At 36.8% G+C, this 24545-nt stretch carries 23 protein-coding genes and 1 tRNA gene; 23 read left to right on the forward strand and 1 reads right to left on the reverse strand.

What is annotated here, in order from left to right; translation table 11 throughout:
* The first annotated feature begins 121 nt into the window (after positions 1-121).
* The 23 genes from rnmV (at position 122) to BN3107_RS00330 (ending at position 23705) form a co-directional block, all read left to right on the forward strand.
* Positions 122-682 (forward strand): ribonuclease M5, encoded by a 561-nt coding sequence (rnmV, locus tag BN3107_RS00215; RefSeq protein ID WP_058305639.1) that lies wholly within the window; start codon positions 122-124, stop codon positions 680-682.
* Positions 682-1572, forward strand: coding sequence for a 16S rRNA (adenine(1518)-N(6)/adenine(1519)-N(6))-dimethyltransferase RsmA (gene rsmA / locus BN3107_RS00220; protein WP_058305640.1), 891 nt, complete (start codon positions 682-684; stop codon positions 1570-1572). Before rnmV ends, rsmA begins: the two co-directional genes overlap by 1 nt.
* A 221-nt stretch (positions 1573-1793) precedes the next feature.
* Positions 1794-2057 (forward strand): biofilm formation stimulator Veg, encoded by a 264-nt coding sequence (veg, locus tag BN3107_RS00225; protein WP_058305641.1) that lies wholly within the window; start codon positions 1794-1796, stop codon positions 2055-2057.
* A gap of 624 nt (positions 2058-2681) precedes the next feature.
* Positions 2682-2861, forward strand: coding sequence for a small, acid-soluble spore protein, alpha/beta type (locus BN3107_RS00230; protein ID WP_058305642.1), 180 nt, complete (start codon positions 2682-2684; stop codon positions 2859-2861).
* Between the two features lie 214 nt (positions 2862-3075).
* Positions 3076-3945, forward strand: a complete 870-nt coding sequence (ispE, locus tag BN3107_RS00235; RefSeq protein ID WP_058305643.1) for a 4-(cytidine 5'-diphospho)-2-C-methyl-D-erythritol kinase — start codon at positions 3076-3078, stop codon at positions 3943-3945.
* Positions 3946-3999: 54 nt separating this feature from the next.
* A complete protein-coding gene (purR, locus tag BN3107_RS00240; protein ID WP_058305644.1) occupies positions 4000-4824 on the forward strand; it encodes a pur operon repressor in 825 nt (274 codons plus the stop codon).
* 153 nt (positions 4825-4977) lie between these two features.
* Positions 4978-5268, forward strand: a complete 291-nt coding sequence (gene spoVG, locus BN3107_RS00245; RefSeq protein ID WP_058305645.1) for a septation regulator SpoVG — start codon at positions 4978-4980, stop codon at positions 5266-5268.
* A 165-nt stretch (positions 5269-5433) separates the two neighbouring features.
* Positions 5434-6798: a bifunctional UDP-N-acetylglucosamine diphosphorylase/glucosamine-1-phosphate N-acetyltransferase GlmU gene (gene glmU, locus BN3107_RS00250; protein ID WP_058305646.1), complete on the forward strand. Its 1365-nt coding sequence runs from the start codon at positions 5434-5436 to the stop codon at positions 6796-6798.
* Between the two features lie 18 nt (positions 6799-6816).
* The gene (locus BN3107_RS00255) at positions 6817-7770 is read left to right on the forward strand and encodes a ribose-phosphate diphosphokinase (protein WP_148434600.1); all 954 of its coding nucleotides are present in this window, start codon (positions 6817-6819) and stop codon (positions 7768-7770) included.
* 124 nt (positions 7771-7894) lie between these two features.
* Entirely contained in the window at positions 7895-8524 is a 630-nt protein-coding gene (locus BN3107_RS00260) for a 50S ribosomal protein L25/general stress protein Ctc (RefSeq protein ID WP_058305648.1), read from the forward strand.
* A 600-nt stretch (positions 8525-9124) separates the two neighbouring features.
* Positions 9125-9685, forward strand: coding sequence for an aminoacyl-tRNA hydrolase (gene pth, locus BN3107_RS00270; protein WP_058305650.1), 561 nt, complete (start codon positions 9125-9127; stop codon positions 9683-9685).
* Positions 9686-9766: 81 nt separating this feature from the next.
* The gene (locus tag BN3107_RS00275; RefSeq protein ID WP_058305651.1) at positions 9767-9997 is read left to right on the forward strand and encodes an anti-sigma-F factor Fin; all 231 of its coding nucleotides are present in this window, start codon (positions 9767-9769) and stop codon (positions 9995-9997) included.
* 110 nt (positions 9998-10107) lie between these two features.
* Entirely contained in the window at positions 10108-13641 is a 3534-nt protein-coding gene (gene mfd / locus BN3107_RS00280) for a transcription-repair coupling factor (protein WP_058305652.1), read from the forward strand.
* A 137-nt stretch (positions 13642-13778) separates the two neighbouring features.
* A complete protein-coding gene (gene spoVT / locus BN3107_RS00285; protein ID WP_058305677.1) occupies positions 13779-14315 on the forward strand; it encodes a stage V sporulation protein T in 537 nt (178 codons plus the stop codon).
* A gap of 632 nt (positions 14316-14947) precedes the next feature.
* A complete protein-coding gene (gene glcT / locus BN3107_RS00290) occupies positions 14948-15787 on the forward strand; it encodes a glucose PTS transporter transcription antiterminator GlcT (RefSeq protein ID WP_058305653.1) in 840 nt (279 codons plus the stop codon).
* Between the two features lie 175 nt (positions 15788-15962).
* Complete coding sequence (gene ptsG, locus BN3107_RS00295; RefSeq protein WP_058305654.1) at positions 15963-17993, forward strand: glucose-specific PTS transporter subunit IIBC; 2031 nt, start codon at positions 15963-15965, stop codon at positions 17991-17993.
* 581 nt (positions 17994-18574) lie between these two features.
* Positions 18575-20134 carry a putative polysaccharide biosynthesis protein gene (locus tag BN3107_RS00300; protein ID WP_058305655.1) on the forward strand — a complete coding sequence of 520 codons (1560 nt, stop codon included), beginning with the start codon at positions 18575-18577 and terminating at the stop codon, positions 20132-20134.
* Between the two features lie 7 nt (positions 20135-20141).
* Positions 20142-21596, forward strand: a complete 1455-nt coding sequence (gene yabN, locus BN3107_RS00305) for a bifunctional methyltransferase/pyrophosphohydrolase YabN (RefSeq protein WP_058305656.1) — start codon at positions 20142-20144, stop codon at positions 21594-21596.
* Positions 21597-21623: 27 nt separating this feature from the next.
* On the forward strand, positions 21624-21884 hold the full coding sequence (locus BN3107_RS00310) for an RNA-binding S4 domain-containing protein (protein ID WP_058305657.1): 261 nt from the start codon (positions 21624-21626) through the stop codon (positions 21882-21884).
* Positions 21885-21956: 72 nt separating this feature from the next.
* Positions 21957-22256: a sporulation protein YabP gene (gene yabP, locus BN3107_RS00315; protein ID WP_058305658.1), complete on the forward strand. Its 300-nt coding sequence runs from the start codon at positions 21957-21959 to the stop codon at positions 22254-22256.
* Complete coding sequence (gene yabQ / locus BN3107_RS00320) at positions 22253-22816, forward strand: spore cortex biosynthesis protein YabQ (protein ID WP_058305659.1); 564 nt, start codon at positions 22253-22255, stop codon at positions 22814-22816. Before yabP ends, yabQ begins: the two co-directional genes overlap by 4 nt.
* 26 nt (positions 22817-22842) lie before the next feature.
* Positions 22843-23220, forward strand: a complete 378-nt coding sequence (locus tag BN3107_RS00325) for an FtsB family cell division protein (RefSeq protein ID WP_058305660.1) — start codon at positions 22843-22845, stop codon at positions 23218-23220.
* Positions 23221-23294: 74 nt separating this feature from the next.
* Positions 23295-23705 (forward strand): S1 domain-containing RNA-binding protein, encoded by a 411-nt coding sequence (locus BN3107_RS00330; RefSeq protein WP_058305661.1) that lies wholly within the window; start codon positions 23295-23297, stop codon positions 23703-23705.
* Between the two features lie 698 nt (positions 23706-24403).
* Here BN3107_RS00330 and BN3107_RS00335 read toward each other — a convergent pair.
* Positions 24404-24477: transfer RNA gene (locus BN3107_RS00335), tRNA-Met, on the reverse strand.
* Positions 24478-24545: the final 68 nt, after the last annotated feature.

A 24545-nucleotide genomic window follows, 5' to 3' on the forward strand; every position in this document is an offset into this window, starting at 1 on the left:
TACCTATTCAAAAGGTAAGCTTTTTTGTTTTACCAGCTTTATTTGGTTTTTCTAAGTGAAATGAAGGAACGTAAATGTTAAAATAAACAAAGCTATGGCAAGCAAGAATGGAGGAGCCTTTTTGAAGGTAAAAGAAATTATAGTGGTAGAAGGTAAAGATGATACTGCAAAATTAAAGCAGGCATTAGACGTAGATACGATTGAAACGAATGGATCTGCAATAAATAAAGATATATTAGAACAAATTGCACACGCTAAGGATAAAAGAGGGGTTATTGTTTTTACGGACCCCGATTACCCAGGACAACGTATCAGACAAATTATTGATCAACATGTACCAGGATGCAAACATGCCTTTTTATCAAAGGATGAAGCGAAATCAAAAGGTAAACAACATGCAAGCCTAGGAATTGAACACGCTTCTATCGATGTGTTAAAAGAAGCTCTAAGTCAAGTATACCATCTATCAGAGAATGGGAAATCAGATATTACTCAATCAGACTTAATGAGTTATGGTTTGATAGGTGGAAAAGGTTCCAAGAAAAAAAGGACAAAATTAGGACGAAAATTAAGAATTGGCCACATAAATGGAAAGCAATTATTAAAAAGGTTACAAATGTTCGAAATCACCAAAAAGGAGTTCGAAAGCGTCATGCAAACCATTAACCAGGAGGAAAATTGATGAATGAACAAAAGGCGATAGCAACCCCTAAACGTACAAAAGAAATCATGAATAAATATGGCTTTTCTTTTAAAAAGAGTTTAGGACAAAATTTTATAATTGATGTTAATATACTTCGTAACATTATTACCAAAGCAGGCATCACAAAAGAGATGGACGCTATAGAAATCGGACCTGGAATTGGTGCATTAACAGAACAATTAGCGATTGCGGCAAATGAGGTTGTTGCTTTTGAAATCGATGGTCGTCTTTTGCCTATATTAGAAGACACCCTAAATCCATATAACAATATAAATATTATTAATCAAGACATTTTAAAGGCTAATATGATGGAAATATGGAATAGATATTTTCAAGGAGACCGACTAGTTAAGGTGGTAGCAAACCTCCCATATTATATTACAACACCAATCTTAATGCAGCTACTGATGGCCAAGCTCCCAATCTCAAGCATTACCGTAATGATTCAAAAGGAAGTAGCAGAAAGAATGGCAGCAAAAGAAAGTACAAAAGAATATGGCTCATTATCGATCGCTATTCAATATTACACAGAGGCGAGCGTAGAGATGATTGTACCAAAAACGGTATTTATGCCTCAGCCACGAGTTGACTCTGCTGTATTACACTTAAAAATGAGAGAGAAGCCACCTGTTCAGGTAGAAAATGAGCCGTTTTTCTTTAACTTTGTCCAATCAAGCTTTCAACAAAGAAGAAAAACACTAAGAAATAACTTATCGAGACATTTTAAAGATAAATTATCAAAACCTGAATTAGAAGCAGGTTTTGAAAAAATTGGAATAGATGGAACAAGACGAGGAGAATCCCTAACAATCAAAGAATTTGCTGAATTATCCAATTATTTCTATCAACAGATTAAAGAAAACTCGTAACTCAAAGAGTTTTCTTTTTTTGTATAAAAAATCTTTCAATTGGATTAAAACCAAACTATTCCTAATTTATATACATAAATTTTATAAATTAAGGTAAGCTATATACAAGAATTCCAAATTTTTTTATTGACATCCCTCAATTAATATTGATATAATAGAATATTTTTGATTGACGGTTGGACAAGAACATGGTATACTAATACTTAGTGAGGTGGAGTGTATTGGCTAAAACATTGGTTGAAATTAAACAAGGTTTAGATGGAAATGTTGGCAGACGTCTACGAATTAAAGCAAATGGTGGTCGAAAGAAAACCATTGAGCGTTACGGAACTTTATCAGAAACATATCCTTCCGTATTTATTGTTGAACTTGATCAAGATGAGAATGCATTTGAGCGTGTGTCTTACAGTTATGCAGATATTCTCACGGAAACAGTTGAACTAAGTTTCTCGGAAGAATTAGAAGCAGTAGCAGGGGAGCAGTAAACCTTGTTTACTGCTTTTTTTACTGTCCCTAACTAAAACCCAAATCAATTCACATAAAAACTAAACTGCGAAGTACCTGACATAGGGTTATTGGCAAAAGTATTGAGATAAGTGCTAATCCAACGCTACGGAAAAACACTCCCTTTCCGGGGGCACGGCTGAAGCTAACTTGGTAAAGAAAAACACTTTACCAAGTGGATCTTCAGCTCGTGCTGTTCCCTCAGGAGTGTCGCATTTTTCCTCCGCTTTGTTAGATATCTGTTCAAGTACGAGGAAATTTGCTGTAATATCAACATTCTAGCTGTTTCTAAATTTGTAGAACACTATGGAAGCGTAGTCCATTTACGTAGACTCCAGCGGGAACAGCGTCTTCCGAAGACCCCACAGGCAGTGATTTTCTGCCGAGGAGGCTGAGGTGACGCCCGCGGAAAGCGAAGTAAATGGACGGAGCTTTTGGTTAACACTCATCAAACTTTCAAAATTGTCACTGGTTCGTAGTTTGTGTCTACAGATTATTATCGTTCTATTTCTGTACCAGTTAATCCTTATATTGCCTAGCATCAATTTATAATTTCAACACAAACTATGATTGTCGTAAGAGGCGACAGAAAGGGAGTATCTTCTATGTCAAGGAAACGAGGGATTATGTCCAGTCGTTTTAAGGAAGAGCTTGCTAAAGAATTAGGTTTTTACGACAAGGTACAGCAAGATGGTTGGGGTGGAATTACTGCAAGGGATGCCGGTAATATGGTGAAAAGAGCAGTACAAATGGCAGAAGAGAATTTAAAAAAGGACAAAGTCTAATTTTAGACTTTGTCCTTTTTGCGCTTTTCTTTATATTTATGGTATCTTTACATAAAGTGAGAATTGTTAGCGAAACTTATCAGAAAGTTACCGTCCGTATACTAGAAATAGTTTCTTTACTATTACCTGTAACTCGAAGTATGGGTATTACCGACGGCTAGCACCGCGATAAAGTCAAATTCTGAATATTAATTAGTCAGTAGGTGAACAAAGAATGTATATTTTAGAAAAGGCACCAGCTAAAATAAATTTAACACTTGATGTCTTATATAAAAGACCTGATCAGTATCATGAAATAGAAATGATTATGACAACGGTAGATCTAGCAGATCGCTTAGAATTTTTCTTATTACAAGAAGACAAAGTAGAAGTCGTTTCAGAAAATCGCTTTGTACCAAACGATGAGCGAAATTTAGCATATCGAGCAGCAAAGTTGTTAAAAGAAAGATTTCAAATTAGCCTTGGTGTAAAGATTAAAATAGATAAGCAAATCCCAGTGGCTGCGGGTCTGGCTGGAGGAAGTAGTGATGCTGCTGCTACTTTTAGAGGACTAAATCGATTATGGCAACTTAATTTGTCTATTGAAGAACTAGCAAATTTAGGAGCGGAAGTAGGATCAGATGTATCTTTTTGCGTATATAACTCCACAGCTTTAGCAAAAGGTAGAGGTGAAACGATTGTAGAATTACCTGCTCCACCAAAATGTTGGGTAGTTTTAGCAAAGCCTGTTCAAGGGGTTTCCACACAATCTGTATACCAATCCTTATTATTGGACGACTTAGATCATCCAGATACAAAAGGAATGGTGGATGCAATTAAACAGTCCGATTACCAAGGGGTATGCAATAGACTAAAAAATGTTTTAGAATCCGTTACATTGCCGAAAAACCCCGAAGTAGAACAAATAAAAGAACAAATGCTACGATCTGGAGCTGATGCTGTGTTGATGAGCGGTAGTGGGCCTACCGTATTCGGTTTGGTACAACAAGAAAGTAGAGCAGATCGAATTTATAACAGTTTGCGAGGGTTTTGTGAAGAAGTTTATGTGGTGAGATTGTTAGGAACACATCAAACACTTGATTAAACACGTATAAAATGTTATATTTACCTCAAAATATTCGGATTTCGGGGTGTAGAGATGAAAAGAAGTGATCGTCTTGTTGCGATGACCAATTATTTAGTAGAACATCCAATGGAATTAATTTCTCTTCCATTTTTCTCAGAAACATATGGTGCAGCAAAATCCTCGATAAGTGAGGATTTAGCTATAATTAATAAAATGTTCAAAGAAGATGGTATCGGTTATTTGGAATCGACTTCAGGAGCATCAGGTGGAGTGAAATATGTTCCAAACGTATCGATGGCTAAAAGTGAGAAGATTATGGATCAGTTATGTCAGGAATTAGAGGATCCGACGCGTATTTTACCTGGTGGTTATTTGTTTATGAGTGATATCTTAGGAAATCCAGGAACAGTGAGAAATATCGGTCGACTATTTGCCTCCAGGTTTGCTGGGTTACATATTGATTCTGTTGTAACAGTTGCTACAAAAGGCATTCCGTTAGCCTATGCTGTAGGTGACTTTTTAAATGTACCGGTAATCATTGTCCGTCGAGATCCTAAAGTAACCGAAGGATCGACAGTTAGTATTAATTATGTTTCTGGTTCTTCCAAAAAGATTCAAACAATGGTTTTGTCTAAGCGAAGTTTAAGTCCGGGAGAAAATGTCTGTATCATCGATGACTTTATGAAAGCTGGCGGAACGATTAATGGGATAAGGAACTTACTCCAAGAATTTGAAGCCAATGTTAAAGCTATAGGTGTGTTAGCAGAAGCAGAAGATGATGAGGAAGATCGAGTAGTAGAAGACTACACTTCTCTATTACAAATTAAAAATGTCGACTCTAATAAAAAACACATCGAAGTAATCAAAGGGAATTATTTCACAAGTAGTGATAAATAATAGGTTTGATCCAATAAAAATATGTTCACCATCACTTGAAAGAAACGAATTTTCTTAAAAAAATAAATTTTTTTAAAATTTTGGCAGGAATTTAAGAAAATTTGTTGAATTAAGTTAATAAGTTCTTAAAAAGGGAAAAGGTGGTGAAACATAATGGAAGTAACTGACGTGAGATTACGCCGCGTGAATACCGATGGAAGAATGCGAGCTATTGCATCCATTACATTAGACCATGAATTTGTAGTGCATGATATACGTGTAATTGATGGAAACAATGGGATGTTTGTAGCAATGCCTTCTAAACGTACACCGGATGGTGAATTTAGGGATATTGCGCACCCAATCAACTCTGGCACAAGATCTAAAATTCAAGAAGCTGTTCTTGAAGAGTATCAGCGTGCTGGTGAAACTGAAGTAGAATACGAAGAAGCAGGAGCTTCTTAAGTAGAGTAAAAAAGTCTAATCATTTTTGGTTGGGCTTTTTATTTTTGTCCTTCTTTATTGAAAATGTTGCGCTTTTCATATATATTCATAATTGGGATATTATTGTGCAAAATGAGAATAATTCAATCATACATAAAACGCTTTTAGAAGAACGGAGGAAATCACTTGTCAAATCGTTATGCAATTGTTTTAGCAGCAGGTAAAGGCACAAGAATGAAGTCTACATTATATAAAGTCCTTCATCCAGTATTAGGAAAGCCAATGGTACAGCATGTGGTAGATCAATTAAAAAGGTTAGACCTAGCCAGTATTACCACAGTTGTTGGTTTTGGAGCGGAAAAAGTACAGGAACAACTTGGAGAAAATTCTCAGTTCGTTATTCAAGAGGAACAATTAGGAACTGGTCATGCGGTACAGCAGGCAGAAAAATACTTGGCAAATAAACAAGGTACTACTATCGTCGTGTGTGGAGATACACCACTATTAACGAATCAAACACTTCAGTCAGTAATAGATCATCACGAAGAGCAGAAAGCGGCTGTAACAATTCTAACTGCTCATGCTGAAAATCCAACTGGTTATGGACGAATCGTACGAAATGCAGACAATCAGGTAAGTAAAATTGTCGAGCAAAAAGATGCATCAGAAGAAGAACAAAAAATCCAAGAAATTAATACGGGAACCTATTGCTTCGATAATGAATTACTATTCAAGGCTTTGAAAAAAGTATCCAATGATAATGCCCAAGGAGAATATTACTTGCCAGATGTGATTCAAATTGCGCAAGAAGAAAAGCAAAAGGTAGTAGCCTATCAAACGGAAGAATTTACAGAAACGATCGGTGTAAATGATCGAGTGGCATTATCACAGGCTGAAACCTTCATGAAAAAGAGAATTAACGAACAGCACATGAGAAACGGTGTTACTCTTATCGATCCAAATAACACCTATATTGGAGCAGATGTCAAGATAGGGACAGATGTCATTATTGAGCCAGGCACTGTCATTAAAGGTGATACAACAATAGAAAATGAGGCTATCATTGGACCTCATACAGAAATTAAAGATTGTCATATTGGACAAGGAACGGTATTGCGTCACAGTGTGGCAACATCAAGTTATATTGGTAAAAGAGTTCAAGCTGGACCTTTTGCTCATATTCGCCCTGAAGCTTCAATTGGCGATGATGCCAAGATAGGTAATTTTGTTGAAATTAAAAAATCAAAGATAGATAATGGAAGTAAGGTTCCACACTTGAGTTATATTGGTGATGCTGAAATTGGTAGTGGCGTAAATATCGGATGTGGAGCGATTACCGTTAACTACGATGGGAAAAATAAGTTTAAAACAACGATAGAAGATGATGTATTTATCGGTTGTAATGCTAACTTAATTGCGCCAGTGCGTATCGGTAAAGGGGCACTAATAGCAGCAGGCTCGACCATCCATCAGGATGTGCCAGGAGATGCCCTATCAATTGGCCGAGCGAAACAAGTAAATAAAGAAGAATACGCAAAGAAATATAAATAATCAAGAACACATGGAGGTATACAAATGTCCTATAAGGATTCATCCTTAAAAGTATTTACATTAAATTCGAATCCAAGACTAGCAGAAGAGATCGCAGCGAATATTGGGGTGGAGTTAGGAAAAAGCTCGGTAACTAAGTTTAGTGATGGTGAAATTCAGATAAACATCGAAGAAAGTATTCGTGGTTGTGATGTATATGTAGTCCAATCGACTTGTGAGCCAGGAAACCAACATATTATGGAACTTTTAATTATGATTGACGCCTTAAAGAGAGCTTCCGCCAAGTCGATTAATATTGTGATGCCTTATTATGGGTATGCAAGACAAGATCGTAAAGCTCGTGCTCGCGAACCGATTACAGCTAAGCTAATTGCGGATTTATTACAAACGGCAGGTGCTACACGAGTTATTACCTTAGATCTACACGCACCACAAATTCAAGGCTTCTTTGATATTCCTGTAGACCAGTTAGTAGGTGTGCCAATTCTTTCTAGTTATTGGAGCAAAAAAGGACTTGAGGACATCGTTGTGGTATCTCCAGACCATGGGGGAGTGACGCGTGCTCGACAGTTAGCGGATCGACTGAAAGCACCTATTGCTATCATTGATAAACGTAGACCGAAGCCAAACGTAGCAGAAGTTATGAATATCGTAGGTAAAATCGAAGGGAAAACAGCTATCCTAATCGATGATATCATCGATACTGCTGGTACGATAACACTTGGTGCTAATGCACTGATTGAAAATGGTGCAACGGATGTTTATGCATGCTGTACACATCCAGTATTATCTGGACCAGCAATCGAGAGAATCGAAAATTCAACGATTAAAGAACTTGTGGTGACAAATAGCATTCCGCTGCAAGAAGAAAAACAATTGGACAAGATTACGCAATTATCAGTAGCACCACTGATAAGTGAAGCAATTATTCGTGTACATGAACGTCAGTCTGTCAGTATATTATTTGATTAAAACCAAACCTCACAACCTGTTAACATGCTGTAATAAATAAGTTTTCTTAAAAAAAGAGGTTTAGCCGGTCACATACAAGGGAAAATTAATGATAGCAGTAATTTTCAAATGGAGGGTGATCTTAGTGGCAGTAACTTTAGAAGCAAAGAAAAGAGAAAATTTAAAAACGTCAAATACAAAAGCGATACGATTAGCAGGGGATGTACCTGGTATTATTTATGGGTATCAAGTAGATCCAAAAACAGTAACAGTAAATAGCATTGAACTATTAAAAACGGTAAGAGATGAAGGGAAAAATGCAATTATCTCTTTACAAGTAGATGGAGAAGCAGTGGATGTAATGCTTCATGAATACCAAGTTGACCCATTAAGAGATGAACTAGTGCATGCAGACTTTTATGCGGTTAATATGAAAGAAGAGCTAGATGTACAAGTACCAATTGCATTAGAAGGGGAAGCTAAAGGTGCAAGTGAAGGTGGCGTGCTTCAACAGCCATTGTATGAACTTGCATTAAGAGCAAAACCAAAAGATATTCCTGAACAGATCACGATCAATGTTTCGGATTTAGAAGTCGGTGACAGTATTCTGGTGTCAGATCTAAAAGATGGTAAAAATTACGAGATTTTAGAGGACGAGACAGCCACAATCGTGACCATTCTTGTACCAGACGAAGAACCAGCTGAAGAGCCAGCCGAAGAGGAAGAAACAGAACCAGAAGTAATCAATGAAAAATCAGAAGACGAACAAGAATAAATAAAAAAGACGCAACCAAAAAAGTTGCGTCTTTTCATATACCTCAACCGTACAGAAAAACTAAACTGCGTAGTAAGAGTTACTGTTCACTTTGAAATTATGATGAGTGCATGTAAAAGCTCCGTCCATTTACTTCGCTTTCCGCGGGCGTCACCTCAGCCTCCTCGGCAGAAAATCACTGCCTGTGGGGTCTTCGGAAGACGCTGATCCCACTGGAGTCTACGTAAATGGACTACGCTTTAGTAATGTTCTACAAATAAAGAAAGTGCTAGATTATTGGCTTTAGTTCATATTTCATCGTACTTGAACAGAGGTCTATACAAAGCGGAGGAAAAATGCGACACTCCTGGGGGACAGCACGAGCTGAAGATCCACTTGGTAAAGTGGTTTTCTTTACCAAGTTAGCTTCAGCCGTGCCCCCGGAAAGGGAGTGTTTTTCCGTAGCGCTGGATTTACACTTATCTAAATCCTTTATACGAACTGTCACAAGTTCACAGTTTGCTTATATTGTTGTGAAAAGTGGTAGGGTTTGTTCGGATTTTCTTGTGTTTTTATGTTAGACTATAGAGAAGAAATAATCGTAAAAGGAAGACTCGTAAAATGAAATGTATTGTAGGGTTAGGAAATCCAGGAATTAAATATCAAGAAACTCGTCATAATGTAGGATTTATGGTAATTGACGAAATACTAAAGCGACACAATTGGACATTAAACAAAAATAAATTTAAAGGTCACTTCGCCTTGGAGACAATTGAAAGTGAAAAAGTAATTTTATTACAGCCTCAAACATATATGAACTTATCAGGTGAATCACTTCGCCCATTAATGGATTTTTATAATCTTACACCAGAAGAAGTAACCGTTATTTATGACGATTTAGATTTACCATTAGGAAAGGTGCGCTTACGTCAAACAGGAGGGCATGGGGGACATAATGGTGTCCGTTCCATTATAGACCAATTAGGGACCAAACAGTTCAATCGTCTGCGATTTGGTATTGGTAGGCCAGAAACCCCAATGTCTGTGATTGATTATGTGTTAGGTAAGTTTGATAAATCTAATCAACCTTTATTAGAGAAATCAATTACTCATGCTGCAGATGCAATGGAATCCTGGATGGGTCAACCTTTTCAAAAAGTAATGAATGACTATAATAAATAAAATGATTTATTCGCGTATAGTTGACTATTCTCTCGGTTAGAATAACAATAAACTCGCTTTGGACTTATAGGAGGCGCGAATATGACATTATTATATACCTGCAAACATTGTGGAAGTGAAGTAGGTAGGTTACAACCCGCGATGCTTGATCTAGATAAAATTGGTTGGAATGTCTTATCGATGGAAGAGAAAATGAAATTAATAAATTATCGTCAGGATCAGACGATTACCCTTCATTCCATTTGTGAAAATTGCCAACAATTATTAGATCAGCATCCACAATATCATGAGTTAGATTATTTTATTCAATAAATAATAAAGGCGAAGATTAGCTTTGGTTGAAACCAAAGCATTTTTGCGCGGTTTGGTAATATTAAACGAAATTATCATATATTAGTTTTAAGGAATTTAGGGGGAGCATTATGTATGAAATAAAACAATATCTACAAAACCGCGATGACGTGTATTCGATTATTGACGGTATAGAATCTGGTCTTAAAGAACAATTAGTATCGGGTTTATCTGGGTCTGCCAGAAGTATGTTTACCTCCATGGTGCAAGAAGCTTCCAACAAAAAAACAATTATTGTCACCCATCAACTAACTCAAGCACAACAATTGTATGAGGACATGTTAGAGTTTACAGATCAACAAGAGGTCCATTTGTATCCTGTAAATGAATTACTAGCAGCGGAATTAGCAATAGCTAGTCCGGAATTGTTGAGTCAAAGAATTGCGGCATTAACCAACTGGCTAAATGCAAAAAGTGGTATTTTAATAGCTCCTGTGGCAGCATTAAAACGAATGTTACCACCAGTAGAATATTGGCAGGAATACCAACTGGAATTTCAATTAGATGGAGTAATTGACATAGAGACAACGGTACAAAAGTTAGTTGACATGGGCTACGTCAGACAAGATATGACAGCAAGTCCGGGTGAATTTAGTTTGCGTGGCGGTATTTTAGATATTTTTCCGCTAACCGAAGAACAGCCAATTCGTATTGAGCTATTCGATGATGAAATTGATTCAATACGTTATTTTGATTCGGAATCACAGAGGTCGCTAGATAAAGTAAAGCAGTCAACCGTACTGCCAGCAACGGAATTATTATTAAAAGACAGTGATCTAGTGGCAGCGGCACAGAAATTAGAACAATCGTTAGATGACACATTAAAGAAAGTTAAAAATAAATCAGATCAGCAAGTTCTGACCGAGACGATCCATGCAGATATAGACCGTTTAAATCAATGCGAACGCTTTCAAGAAATTAGAAAGTATGCTTCTTTCTTTTATAAGAAAACCTATAGTTTACTAGATTACCTATCAAGTGATGGATTAATTGTGCTTGATGAAATGAGTAGAATTCAAGAAACAGCAAATCATTTGGATGATGAGGAACATGAATGGCTAAAAGATAATTTACAACGAGGTAAAGCGGTTAGGGACATGAAGCTATCCTATGACTGGTTAGAAGTATGGAACAATATGGAGCAGCAAAAATTATTCTTGTCTGTATTTTTAAGACATATCCCAAATACAAATCCCGTGAATATTGTCAACGTATCCTGTCGGGCTATGCAACAATTTCACGGGCAAATGAATTTGCTTCAAAATGAGATGGAGCGTTGGCATAAAGGAGACTTTTCTGTCATTATTCTAGCTCCAAATCAAAGCAGAATGGAAAAAATCCAATCGGTCTTGGAAGATTATCAAATGACGGCCGCCATCAGTGAGACATTACCAAGTTTACCCTTAGCACAAACGGTTATAACGCCGGGTAACATAAGTGGTGGATTTGAGCTTCCGATGCACAAAATTGCTGTTATTACTGAAAATGAATTATTTAAGCAGAAATCACCTAGAAAAAAAAGAAAGCAAAAAATTTCGAATGCAGAGCGAATCAAAAGTTATCAAGAGCTTCAAATTGGTGATTATGTCGTTCATAGCAATCATGGGATCGGACGTTATATCGGTATCGAAACATTAGAAGTAAATGGTTTGCATAAAGATTTTATGTTACTGCGATATTCAGGTGATGATAAATTATTTGTACCAATTGATCAAATCGATCTTGTGCAAAAATATGTTGGATCAGAGGGAAAAGAACCGAAACTATACCGCTTAGGCGGGAATGACTGGAAAAAGGTAAAAAGTAAAGTACAGTCAAGAGTTGAAGATATTGCCGATGATTTAATGAAATTATATGCAGAGAGAGAAGCAGCAAAAGGTTTTGCATTTTCGCCTGATTCTGAAATGCAACGTGATTTTGAAGCATCGTTCCCATATCAGGAAACAGACGATCAATTGCGCTGTATTGAAGAGATTAAACAGGATATGGAGCAGGAAAAACCTATGGATCGCTTACTTTGTGGTGATGTAGGTTATGGTAAAACAGAGGTAGCCATAAGAGCCGCCTTTAAAGCAATTGCTGAAGGTAAACAAGTTGCGATTTTAGTACCGACAACAATATTAGCACAACAGCATTTCGAAACCGTGATGGAAAGGTTTCAAGATTACCCAATCAACATTGGCTTATTAAGTCGTTTTCGTACAAGAAAGCAACAAACCGAGACTTTAAAAGGATTGAAGACTGGAACGGTTGATCTTGTAATAGGAACCCACCGTTTACTATCAAAGGACGTCATTTACAAAGATCTAGGATTATTGGTTGTCGATGAAGAGCAACGATTTGGTGTTAAACATAAGGAAAAAATCAAGCAATTAAAAACGAATGTTGATGTACTTACATTAACCGCAACGCCTATACCAAGAACATTGCATATGTCGATGCTAGGGGTAAGAGATTTGTCTGTCATTGAAACCCCACCGGAAAATCGTTTTCCAATCCAAACATATGTAATGGAATATAATGGACCATTGGTGAGAGAGGCAATTGAGCGAGAAATAGCTCGTGGTGGTCAGGTATTCTTTTTATATAATCGAGTAGATTCGATTGAACGAATTGCTGAAGAAATCCAAGCACTCGTGGCAGATGCTCGTGTGGCAGTTGCACATGGTCAAATGAATGAATCTGAATTAGAAAATGTTATGTTTTCCTTTTTAGATGGGGAAGCGGATGTCTTAGTTAGTACGACAATAATAGAAACAGGTGTAGATATCCCAAATGTAAATACATTGATCGTATATGATGCTGATCGTATGGGATTAAGTCAACTCTATCAATTACGTGGTAGAGTGGGGCGATCTAACCGTGTGGCATATGCTTACTTCACGTATCAAAAGGATAAAATTCTAACAGAAGTATCAGAAAAAAGGTTGCAAGCAATAAAAGAATTTACCGAACTTGGATCAGGGTTTAAAATTGCGATGCGTGATCTATCAATACGTGGGGCCGGTAATATCTTAGGTTCACAACAACATGGATTTATTGATTCAGTTGGATTTGATATGTATTCTCAGATGCTAAATGAAGCAGTAGAAGCTAAAAAACAAGGTAAACCGGTAGAAGAGGTTAAGCCATTTGAAGTGGAATTAGATTTAAAAATTGATGCCTATATTCCTGATGAGTATATTCCAGATGAAAAGCAAAAAATTGATATGTATAAGCGATTCCAGGCTATTTATTCACAGGAAGATATTCATGATTTACGTGAGGAATTAATTGATCGTTTTGGAGATTATCCAGAAGAAGTAGAAAATCTTTTTCATGTTTCTACTCTGAAAATGATGTCGAAGAAAGAACGGATTGAATCGATAAGCGAACGCAAACAGAAAATCGAGGTAATAGTAGATGAAGAGAAGAGCCAACAATTAGATGGAGCGAAACTGTTTGAATTTGCGAATCAATACGGCAGATTGATTCAGTTAGGAACAGAAGATAAGAAATTAAAAGTAACATTTAAATTTGAAAAACAGCAATACATCAAACGTTATGATATATTAGAGGAATTTATTCAAACCCTTCAGGAAATGAAACACACCACTGTAGTATAAGTAGATTGAAATTATCGTCCTAGAATAGGTATAGTTTCCAAATTAATTAATCATACTAACCTTACGACATAATTATTTCATTTGAAGAAATAAATGTATGTGATGTTCTATTATAGAAAGTGAGGTAAATGATTAATATGAAAGCTACAGGTATTGTACGTCGTATTGATGATTTAGGAAGGGTAGTTATACCAAAGGAAATTCGCCGAACGTTACGGATTAGAGAAGGGGATCCTCTCGAAATTTTTGTGGACCGTGATGGGGAGGTTATTTTAAAGAAATATTCTCCGATAAGTGAATTAGGTGATTTTGCAACAGAGTATGCTGAGGCATTATTTGATTCTTTAGATTTATCAGTCCTTATTAGTGATCGAGATGAATATATCGCAGTTGCTGGTGAGTCTAAAAAAGACTATTTGGGTAAAAATATTTCCAAAAAAATCGATCAATTAATGGATAGTCGTGAATCTGTTATCGAAACAAGCAAAAGTACCATAGAAGTGATCGAAAATAAAGAGGAAGAATTAGAAGCATACTTATTACAGCCAATTGTTGCAGGAGGGGATCCAATTGGTTGTATGGTATTGTTCACCAAAGAAAAAAGAGAATTCGGTGATGCAGAGAAAAAGTCTGCCCAAACCGCAGCCACCTTTTTAGCAAAACAAATGGAATAAAGACCAGTGTTACCGCTGGAAAAAAATCCGAACGATTACGCGAATTATACCAATTATAACTCGCAATCGTTCGGATTTTTTAATTGCAGATAAGAAGCAAAGCGCGACAGTTTTGTGGTGGTAATTATGAGATATTATGACTGCGTGACACTCGCTCCGGCTTGTCCGCTTCCCTTTCCGCGGGTTTTTACCCTAAGCTAACTTTTTAAGCACAGTTCGCTTAAAAAGTGGATCTTAGGGTAAAAACATCCCGCAGGAGTGGAAGCGGACGCCTGCGCTTTTTTATGCGCTACAACTATAGTCAGAATAATCATGTTGGCGTTATTCAATATCGTTTATGAATTTGTCTTAAGATTACTTATCATATTTAACAAAGTATATTCATATTTGTAACAATCCAAAATACTAGCATTTGCAATATTTGTAGAGTTTCATTCAGCGTAGGCGGCCCCACGGAAAGGGAAGTGGGCAAGCCGGAGCGGATACCACGCACATATACTATTTCAAAATTGCTATCAGAGTTATGGCACAATGTTCTTTGGCTGACAGACTCGAATTAAACAGGTGATATCTCGGTTAATTTTTAGTACAATAGGTTAATAGCTGTTGAATTCGAACTGAGGTGGAGAGACATGGAAGAGCAGATGAAGGTGAAGAAAGCACTCAATAATAATGTCTTAATAGCAACGCATCCACTGTATCATGAAGTTATTTTAATTGGAAAGGGTATCGGCTTTGGAAAATCCAAAGGCGATGTTGTACCACAGGATCAAGCAGAGAAAACATTCCTTTTGAAAAATGAGCAGGAACAAGCGCAATATAAACAATTAGTATCTTATATCGATCCTTTATTAATGGAAGTGTTAAATGACATTATCCATTTAATTGAGGATAGAATGGGAGAAAAATTGCATGAGCATATCCACGTAGCTTTAACGGATCACCTATCCTTTGCTATAAATCGCGCACATCAAAAAGTGCAATTCTCAAATCCTTTTTTATTTGAAATTGAATCTTTGTATCCAAAAGAATATCGTATAGCACATGAAGTTGTTTCCATCATTAAGGACAAAGTCGGTGTTGATTTTCCAGAGGGTGAAACAGGATTCATTGCCTTACATATTCATAGTGCCGTTACGAATAAAACAATCCATGATATGAACCGTCATCATCAATTAATATCACAGTTGGTAGATATTATTGAGCAGACCTTACATTTAAAGTTAGAACGACATAATATTAATTATAACCGGCTTATTCAACATCTTCACCGGGCTATTGAAAGGGTATACCAAGGGGAACAAGTAGGAGAACAAACAAATTTAGCTAAAGTGTTGAAATCTACTTATCCAGTATGCTATAATCTTGCTTGGAAATTAATTAAGGTCATGCAACAACAATTACATACACGTGTAGACGAATCAGAAGTGCTCTATTTAACGATTCATCTGCAACGATTAACGCAATCATAAACGTGTTACTGATACGATCAGGCATGAGTAAAAAGGTTGTTTTAGGAAAAGATATGGGAGAAGTGTATACTCCCATCCTTTTCTAAAACATTTATAACCTTTTACTCATGTCTTTTTTTATTGAATAAAAATGTGATGCATGAACCTATATTGAAAAATAAGAGGAGGAATATGTATGTCCAATTTATTTGGTACGCTACAAAAAGTAGGGAAAGCATTAATGCTACCCGTAGCATTGCTACCAGCTGCTGGGATTTTATTAGCGTTTGGTACAAGCTTTGCCCAAGATCAATGGGTAGAGAAGTTTCCTTGGTTTGGAAATGACGTTGTTCAAAAAATATTAGAGGTAATGGCCGAAGCTGGTGGGATTGTTTTTGATAACTTGCCATTACTGTTCGCAGTAGGGGTAGCCATAGGTCTGGCAAAAGGTGATGGTGTAGCAGGACTTGCTGCTATTATTGGTTACTTAATTATGAATGTGACCATGGGTGTATTTGGTGATATAACGCAAGAAATGACGTCAGAACCTGCCTATGAAAGTGTTCTCGGTATACCAACCTTAGGAACAGGAGTATTTGGTGGTATTATCGTCGGTATACTCGCAGCCTTTATGTATAATCGGTATTTTAATATAGAACTTCCACAATTCTTAGGTTTTTTTGCAGGTAAACGATTTGTACCGATTATTACAGCTTTTACATCCTTAATTTTAGGGATTGTCATGTATTTAGTTTGGCCATTTGCTCAAGATGGTTTAAACGCAGTATCACATTTAATGTTGGAAACAAATAGAACGATATCAACTTTTATATTTGGTGTAATTGAACGAGCACTAATTCCTTTTGGACTACATCATATCTTTTATTCACCATTCTGGTTTGAATTTGGTTCATACACGAATGCAGCAGGAGAATTAGTTCGTGGCGACCAGGCAATCTTCTTCGAACAATTAAAAGATGGTGTTGATTTTGATGCAGGTAACTTTATGACAGGTAAATTTCCGTTCATGATGTTCGGTTTGCCAGCTGCAGCACTAGCGATATACCATACTGCAAGACCTGAGAAAAAGAAAGTGGTTGGAGGTATTATGTTCTCTGCTGCCCTAACTTCTTTCCTAACAGGTATTACAGAGCCACTTGAATTCTCGTTCTTATTTGTGGCACCTTTGTTATTTGCGATTCACACTATTTTTGCAGGGTTGTCATTTATGACGATGTATTTATTAGATGTTAAAATCGGGATGACTTTCTCAGGTGGTTTAATTGACTTTATCTTATTTGGTATTATGCCCAACCGGACGGACTGGTGGTGGGTCATCATCGTTGGGTTAATTTTAGCTGTGATTTACTACTTCGGTTTCCGTTTTGCAATTCAGAAATTCAACTTAGCGACACCAGGTCGTGAAGATGAGGCAGAAGATTCTGAGGATGACGGAGAAGTAGATGACCGTCCATATGAAATCTTGTCTGCGATGGGTGGCCAAGAAAACATTACAAACTTAGATGCTTGTATTACTCGTTTGCGTGTGAGTGTGGATGATAAAAATAAAGTAGATAAGAAACGCTTAAAACAGTTAGGTGCTTCTGGTGTCATGGAAGTCGGTAATAATATTCAAGCTATTTACGGTCCAGTATCGGATACAATAAGAGGCCAAATGCAAGATATTATCGATGGTAAAACCCCGACTAAAAAGGCGGATACGAAAGAGGTAGATCAGGAAGCAGATTCGAACGAAAGCGTAGCAGTAGCTGATCTTGAGTTCGTGAGTCCGATGCAAGGGGAAGTGATGCCATTGTCAGAGGTTCCTGACCAAGTATTTTCACAAAAAATGATGGGTGATGGTTTTGCGATTAAACCAACAGACGGAGAGATCGTGTCACCTGTTGATGGTAAAATCCTTAATATTTTCCCGACAAAGCATGCCATCGGTATGGTAGCGGAAAATGGTACAGAGATTTTGATTCATATCGGTATTGATACGGTGAATTTGAAAGGGGAAGGTTTCACTGCTAAAGTTGCTGAAGGCGATCAAATCAAAAAGGGTCAAGCTTTAATGCAAGTAGATCTTGATTACATTAGCAAAAATGCACCTTCCACCGTAACACCAATCATTTTTACCAATCTAGAAGAGGGTCAATCGATTCAACTTAACGCATCAGGCAATATAAACAAAGAAGACAAAAACATTTTTCAAATTAATCAATAATAACCAAAACCTCTAGCCCAAAAGCTAGAGGTTTTTTAACAACCATTAACAATAAAACTAAACAGCGAAGTACCTGCACTGTAAACTTTGAAAATGTGATGAGTGGTAGACAAAAGCTCCGCCCATTTACTTCGCTTTCCGCGGGCGTCACCTCAGCCTCCTCAGAAAAGCAAAGATCGCTTTTCTTGCGGGGTCTTCGGAAGACGCTAATCCCGCAGGAGTCTACGTAAATGGACTACGCTTTAGTGATGTTCTACAAATAAAGTAACTGCTAGAATATTGTTTGATAGTTTATTTCCTCTTATTTGAACAGAAATCTCTACAAAGCGGAGGAAAAATGCGACACTCCTGGGGGAACAGCACGAGCTGAAGATCCACTTTGAAAAGTTTCTTTCTTTTCAAAGTTAGCTGAAGCCGTGCCCCCGGAAAGGGAGTGTTTTTTCCGTAGCGGTGGTAGTTCACTCATCATTATTCTTTATGTGATGAAGTATTCATTACTTTGCAGTTTGTGTCTACTTAGTTCTTATTCCGATTGGCTGTGGTATAATGGCTAGGAATTTAGATGTTGAAGGAAGTTTTCGATGGAAGAGACCAAATATGTTTATAAAGGTGCCTTTGCTTTATTATTAGCAGGCATATTTAGTAAAGTGATTAGTGCGTTTTACCGAATACCGTTACAAAACTTAACGGGCGATGTCGGTTTTTATATTTATCAGCAAGTGTATCCTATCTTAGGGATAGCCTTTATGCTCGCTTTATACGGATTCCCGGCAGCTATTTCTAAATATCTGGCAGAACATAACAAATATAGACAACATAAAGCAATCTATATCCAATTATTCACTACGTTAATGAGTGTGTCGATTTTTATATTTCTAGCGATTTTTTTGTTAAGTCCTGTAATTGCCGACTGGATGGGAGATATTTATTTAATCGATCCAATTAGACATACGGCATGGGTATTTTTATTTGTCCCGTTCGTAGCGCTGTTAAGGGGCGGCTTTCAATCATTACAGTGTATGCAACCGACCGCTTATTCACAAATGATCGAGCAAATCGTAAGAGCAGCTATTATTATTCTCACCGCTATTTTTATTTATCAAGGAAAGATTTCTGTCTATCAGATAGCAGACGGAGCTGTAATAGCAAGTATAGTAGCTCTAAGTACGTCCTTTGCTTTTTTATATCTGTATAGTAAAAAACACCTTAAGATTTCAGTTGTGAGCCAAGCACCAGAAATATCGCTAAGTAACCTCTTTCGATCTATTGTTCTAGCAGGTATTATTATTAGCTTAAATCACATGTTATTACTTTTGATGCAATTGGCTGATGCGTTCACAGTAGTGCCAGGATTACTGGATTATGGACATTCTTTAGCGGAAGCTACTTCTTGGAAGGGAATCTTTGATAGAGGCCAGCCATTAATACAGCTAGTCACCATTGTGGGATCCTCTTTTGCAATGGCGCTCGTACCGCAAGTAACAAAAATGAATTGGCAAATGAATCGGCAGGAAACTCTCGAAAAAATTCGTTTAACGACAAAGATTTGTCTTTTAATCTCAATCGGAGCAACTGTTGGGTTAATCGTACTGATGCCGGAAATTAATCAATTATTTTTTAAAAATGAAATGGGTACGATGAGTTTAAGGATACTTGCTGTGTCATTATTGTTTACTTCGTTATCTGTCACGACGGCCTCTACCCTACAAGGGTTTGGGTATATGAAGTGGACGGCATTTGTTTTATTTTTAGGTCTATGGATAAAAATAGGACTTAATCAATGGTTCGTTCCATGGCTGGGAATTCCAGGTGGGGCGGTTGCTACCTTAATAACAGTATGCTTTATTTTCATAGGTAATTATGTTTTATTACGGAACATCACAGGGCATACTCGTATTTTTGTTATATCCTGGCTAAAATTAATCCTCGCTAGTTTTTTGACGGCTATCTCCTTAATTGCTTTAAAGTTAGCGAGTACGTATCTATTACAAATGGATAATCGTTTAGTATTGTTCTTTTTTGTAATAGCGAGTGTGATCATAGGTTTTGTTGTCTATGCTATAGTTGTTATTTATGGAAAAATCGTATCGTCTAAAGAACTAGCTTTACTGCCAATACCTAGTAAATGGAAGAAAGGATAGAGATTATATGAAACCAGTCATTGAAATTATTGGACTTGGAGCAGGAGACTTTAATCAATTTCCAATCGGGATTTACCGCAAATTAACGAATGGAAGAAACAACTGTTTTGTCCGGACAGAAGATCATCCAGTTATTAAAGCATTACAAAAAGAATTGATCACATTCAGCTCATTTGATGATGTTTATGAAAAACACGATCAATTTGAAGCTGTCTACCAAGAAATTTGTGACACGCTAGTAGAGACAGCTAAGGCTGAGGGTAACCTTATATATGCTGTACCTGGACATCCGATGTTAGCAGAACAAACCGTACAATTATTATTAAATCACCCAGAAGTTACAGTAGATATTGTAGGGGGTCAAAGTTTTTTAGACGATTTATTCTCCGCATTAAAAATTGATCCAATCGAAGGATTTCAATTTGTTGATGCTACATCTTTTGAACGTCAACAATTACAATATCAACAACATCTTGTTTTTTGTCAGGTATATGATGCTTTTATTGCCTCTGAAGTGAAATTAAGCTTATTAGAAGATCTACCTGCTGACTATTCTATCTATATCGTTGAAGCGGTGGGTAGTGAATCAGAAATGATTAAGGAAGTCCCATTGGTAGAATTAGATCAACAAACCACATTAAGTAATTTAACAAGTGTCTACATCCCACCGATAAAAAAAGAAAGCTTAAATCATCAGTTTTTCCGTCTAAAGGAAGTTATCTCCACTTTACGCGGACCAGGAGGATGCCCGTGGGATCAGAAACAAACCCATGGATCACTAAAGAAGTACTTGGTTGAAGAAACCTATGAGGTATTGGAAGCTATTGATAGAGAAGACGATGATGGACTAGCAGAAGAATTAGGAGACATTCTTTTACAAGTGATGTTACATAGTCAAATTGGGGAAGAAGAAGGGTTTTTTACAATCGATGACGTAATATATAGTATTACGGAAAAAATGATTCGTCGTCATCCACATGTCTTTGGAAATGTAGAGGTGGAGAACGAATCAGATGTTATAAAAAATTGGGAAGAAATTAAACAAGAGGAAAAAGGGGAAACACCCGAGACTTTATTGGATCAGTTAACCAGTGGGTTACCAGCATCGCTTCTTGCGGAGGAAATTCAGAAAGCAGCAGCAAAAGTAGGGTTTGATTGGATGGAGGTCGAACCGATCTGGGCAAAGGTTTATGAAGAAATAAACGAGTTTCAAGAAGCATGTAAACGGGGAGATTTAGAAGAGCAAGAAAAAGAATTTGGAGATATACTATTTGCAATGATTAACTTAGGAAGATATTATAAAATTAATCCAGAAATTGCTTTAATGCGTACGAATCATAAATTTAAAGACCGTTTTCAATTTGTAGAGCAAAAAGTAAAGCAAACAAACAGAGAGTGGCAGACGTTTACGTTAGAAGAACTCGATACGTTTTGGGATGAAGCAAAGCAATTTGATAATTAATTATTTCTAAGAGGAAGGGAATTATCTATGCGACTAGATAAATTTTTGAAAGTCTCGCGTTTAATAAAGCGCAGAACTTTAGCTAAAGAAATCGCTGATCAAGGGAGAATCGTTGTAAATGGTAATGTTGCCAAAGCGGCTACAAATGTAGAGGTTGGTGACGAATTGAAAATTCAATTTGGTCAAAAGCTACTGACAATTACAATTGATCTGTTAAAAGAAACAGTAAAAAAAGATGAAGCAAGTGATTTATATACCATTAAACATGAGGAATATATCAATCAATAGTTTTCTATCATCCTTGTTCTAAACTTGTCCTTTTATTCATATATTAGTGATGGATAAAAGGGAGGGAATAAAATGAATTACTATGATAAAAAAACAATGCCAGCACCGCAAATGGAACATCATGTAAAAATGACAAACCGTCGCTTGTTAGAAATAGATGGTGTAAAAGAAGTAGATAGCTTTGATAGTGAAGAATTTCTCCTGCAAACAGTAATGGGTTACCTTGTTATCCGTGGTGATAATTTACAGATGAAAAACTTGGATGTAGAAGCAGGTCATGTTTCTATTAAAGGTAAGATATACGAGCTTTCCTATTTGGACGAGCAACACGGGGAGAAAGCTAAAGGGTTGTTTAGCAAGCTTTTTAAATGACACTTAGCACACAGTTTATCACGATGATTAGTATGGTATTATCTGGTGTCTACCTCGGAGCCAGTTACCACACCTTTAAACGACTGGAACGATTATGGTTATCTAGCATAACATGGAAGTATCTGTTAGAAATATTATTTTGGCTTTTACAAGCAGTAGTACTTTATGTTATTCTTTTTTTAATCAATGAAGGTATTTTACGGTTTTATGTATTTTTAGCAGTAATATGCGGTTATGCAATGTTCAAAAGTCTCATTGAACAGGTATTTAGTCGCATATTAGATGTTATTTTTCGAATCTTACATGATATTTACCGCTTTTTATATCGTACCATTGAACTCCTGATTGTACGACCTATTATTTTTATTATTACAGTATTTATCGTATGTATTACAAAGGTTTTTACTTTTTTTATTACAATACTGTTAGCCATTTTAAAAGTAATTAGTTGGCCGATTAGGGCTTTGTTTTCTGTTTTATTTAATATGGTACCTAAAAATGCGCAAAAATATCTACATCCATTTTATCGGATTTATAGTAAAATAAAAAATAAAGATTAAGCTCTTACAAGGAGGCAGTGGTGAATATGTCAAGACGCAGTAAAGTATCTCGTATAAATGATGCATATATAAAGCAATACGATGCCCAAATGGAACGTCAGAAACGAAAAAAGAAAAAATTACATCGTCGTTTAATGTTATTTGGCATGATTGTTGCGCTCACCATGATCAGCCTCGTTACTTTTCACTTGGATCAACGAGCGAAATACCAAGGTATGAAACAAGAATACTCAGAGCTATCAACTGAGTTAACAAGTCTGCACAAAGAAGAAAAGCAGTTAGCCGAAGAAATAGAGCTATTAAATGATGAAGAATATCTTTTGCAAATCGCAAAAACAAATTACTTCTTTACGAAAGAAGGAGAGATCGTCTTTAAATTACCGGAAGAGGATCCATCTTATTGACACCGTTTTAATTGCTTGGCTATAATATAGCAGTAGCATATTTTTTTAAAATTTTAAGGAGGAGCAATTTTTTTATGTCAATCGAAGTAGGCAGCAAGTTGCAGGGTAAGGTAACAGGTATCACTAATTTCGGAGCTTTTATTGAGTTACCTGGAGGAAAGACAGGTCTCGTTCACATTAGTGAGGTTGCCGATAATTATGTAAAAGACATTAATGAACACTTAACTGTTGGCGACGAAGTCACAGTAAAAGTACTTAATGTGGAAGACGATGGAAAGATTGGTTTATCTATCAAGAAAGCAAAGGATAATCCACCACCGTCCAATCGTCGTAAAAGTCAAGGCAATCCAAAAAATAACCGTGATCGCGGCGAATCATTTGAACAAAAAATGAACCGCTTCTTAAAAGATTCTGAAGATCGCTTGGCTACACTTAAAAAGCAAACAGAATCAAAGCGCGGAGGACGAGGGGCGAGAAAAGGCTAAACACTTGCTGTCTATGTAATGGAGAGAAGACGGATGTGACTCGTAATTATATATAAGTAAACAAAAAAGCTACCGATCATAGGTAGCTTTTTTGCTTTAACCAAGAAAATCCCAGTAGTTAATAGCATTTGGGTATGACAATGCGACATAACTCTTGTGGTAATTATGAAATTTTAGAACTGCTTAACAACCGCTCCGGCTTGTCCGTTTCCCTTTCCGCGGGTTTTTATCCTCAGCTAACTTTTTAAGCATAGTTCGCTTAAAAAGTGGATCTTCGGATAAAAAATTCCCGCAGGAGTGGAAACGGACGCCTTCGCTTTTTTTACTCTACAACTAAAGCAAGAGGATGCATTTTTGCTATAATCACAATCTTTTGTGGTAAATATTTTAGAGATAATTCCAAATAACAGCATTTGTAAAAGTTGAAGAATCTCATTGAGCGTAGGCGGCCACTCCAACTCCTATGGGACTCGTTTTTCCTGAAGATCCACTTTTCCATGCGGTTTTTGCATGGAAAAGTTAGCTGAAGGAAAAACCCCATGGAAAGGGGAGTGGCCAAGCCGTAGCGGATACCACACTCATACATCATGTCAAAATTACCACCAGGGTTATGTCGGATAATCCTCCCACTGATAACAGTCTCACATTTATTGCTTCTAATAGAAAAAGACTTGGCGGTTGCCAAGTCTTTTTTGGTATAGCGGCGGAGGGAATCGAACCCACGACCTCACGGGTATGAACCGTACGCTCTAGCCAGCTGAGCTACACCGCCATCATGTTTAATTAAATGTATCTCCCTTTGAAAGACACAAAAAATATAATACATCAGCCAGTCCTATC

The sequence above is a fragment of the Gracilibacillus massiliensis genome, from assembly GCF_001458115.1.
Taxonomy (GTDB): Bacteria; Bacillota; Bacilli; order Bacillales; family Amphibacillaceae; genus Gracilibacillus; species Gracilibacillus massiliensis.

Coding starts and splice junctions, on each gene's coding strand:
- rsmA (WP_058305640.1), top strand. CDS start 682: ATGAATGAACAAAAGGCGATAGCAACCCCTAAACGTACAAAAGAAATC.
- BN3107_RS00230 (WP_058305642.1), top strand. CDS start 2,682: ATGTCAAGGAAACGAGGGATTATGTCCAGTCGTTTTAAGGAAGAGCTT.
- ispE (WP_058305643.1), top strand. CDS start 3,076: ATGTATATTTTAGAAAAGGCACCAGCTAAAATAAATTTAACACTTGAT.
- purR (WP_058305644.1), top strand. CDS start 4,000: ATGAAAAGAAGTGATCGTCTTGTTGCGATGACCAATTATTTAGTAGAA.
- spoVG (WP_058305645.1), top strand. CDS start 4,978: ATGGAAGTAACTGACGTGAGATTACGCCGCGTGAATACCGATGGAAGA.
- pth (WP_058305650.1), top strand. CDS start 9,125: ATGAAATGTATTGTAGGGTTAGGAAATCCAGGAATTAAATATCAAGAA.
- BN3107_RS00275 (WP_058305651.1), top strand. CDS start 9,767: ATGACATTATTATATACCTGCAAACATTGTGGAAGTGAAGTAGGTAGG.
- mfd (WP_058305652.1), top strand. CDS start 10,108: ATGTATGAAATAAAACAATATCTACAAAACCGCGATGACGTGTATTCG.
- spoVT (WP_058305677.1), top strand. CDS start 13,779: ATGAAAGCTACAGGTATTGTACGTCGTATTGATGATTTAGGAAGGGTA.
- glcT (WP_058305653.1), top strand. CDS start 14,948: ATGGAAGAGCAGATGAAGGTGAAGAAAGCACTCAATAATAATGTCTTA.
- ptsG (WP_058305654.1), top strand. CDS start 15,963: ATGTCCAATTTATTTGGTACGCTACAAAAAGTAGGGAAAGCATTAATG.
- BN3107_RS00300 (WP_058305655.1), top strand. CDS start 18,575: ATGGAAGAGACCAAATATGTTTATAAAGGTGCCTTTGCTTTATTATTA.
- yabN (WP_058305656.1), top strand. CDS start 20,142: ATGAAACCAGTCATTGAAATTATTGGACTTGGAGCAGGAGACTTTAAT.
- BN3107_RS00310 (WP_058305657.1), top strand. CDS start 21,624: ATGCGACTAGATAAATTTTTGAAAGTCTCGCGTTTAATAAAGCGCAGA.
- yabP (WP_058305658.1), top strand. CDS start 21,957: ATGAATTACTATGATAAAAAAACAATGCCAGCACCGCAAATGGAACAT.
- yabQ (WP_058305659.1), top strand. CDS start 22,253: ATGACACTTAGCACACAGTTTATCACGATGATTAGTATGGTATTATCT.
- BN3107_RS00325 (WP_058305660.1), top strand. CDS start 22,843: ATGTCAAGACGCAGTAAAGTATCTCGTATAAATGATGCATATATAAAG.
- BN3107_RS00330 (WP_058305661.1), top strand. CDS start 23,295: ATGTCAATCGAAGTAGGCAGCAAGTTGCAGGGTAAGGTAACAGGTATC.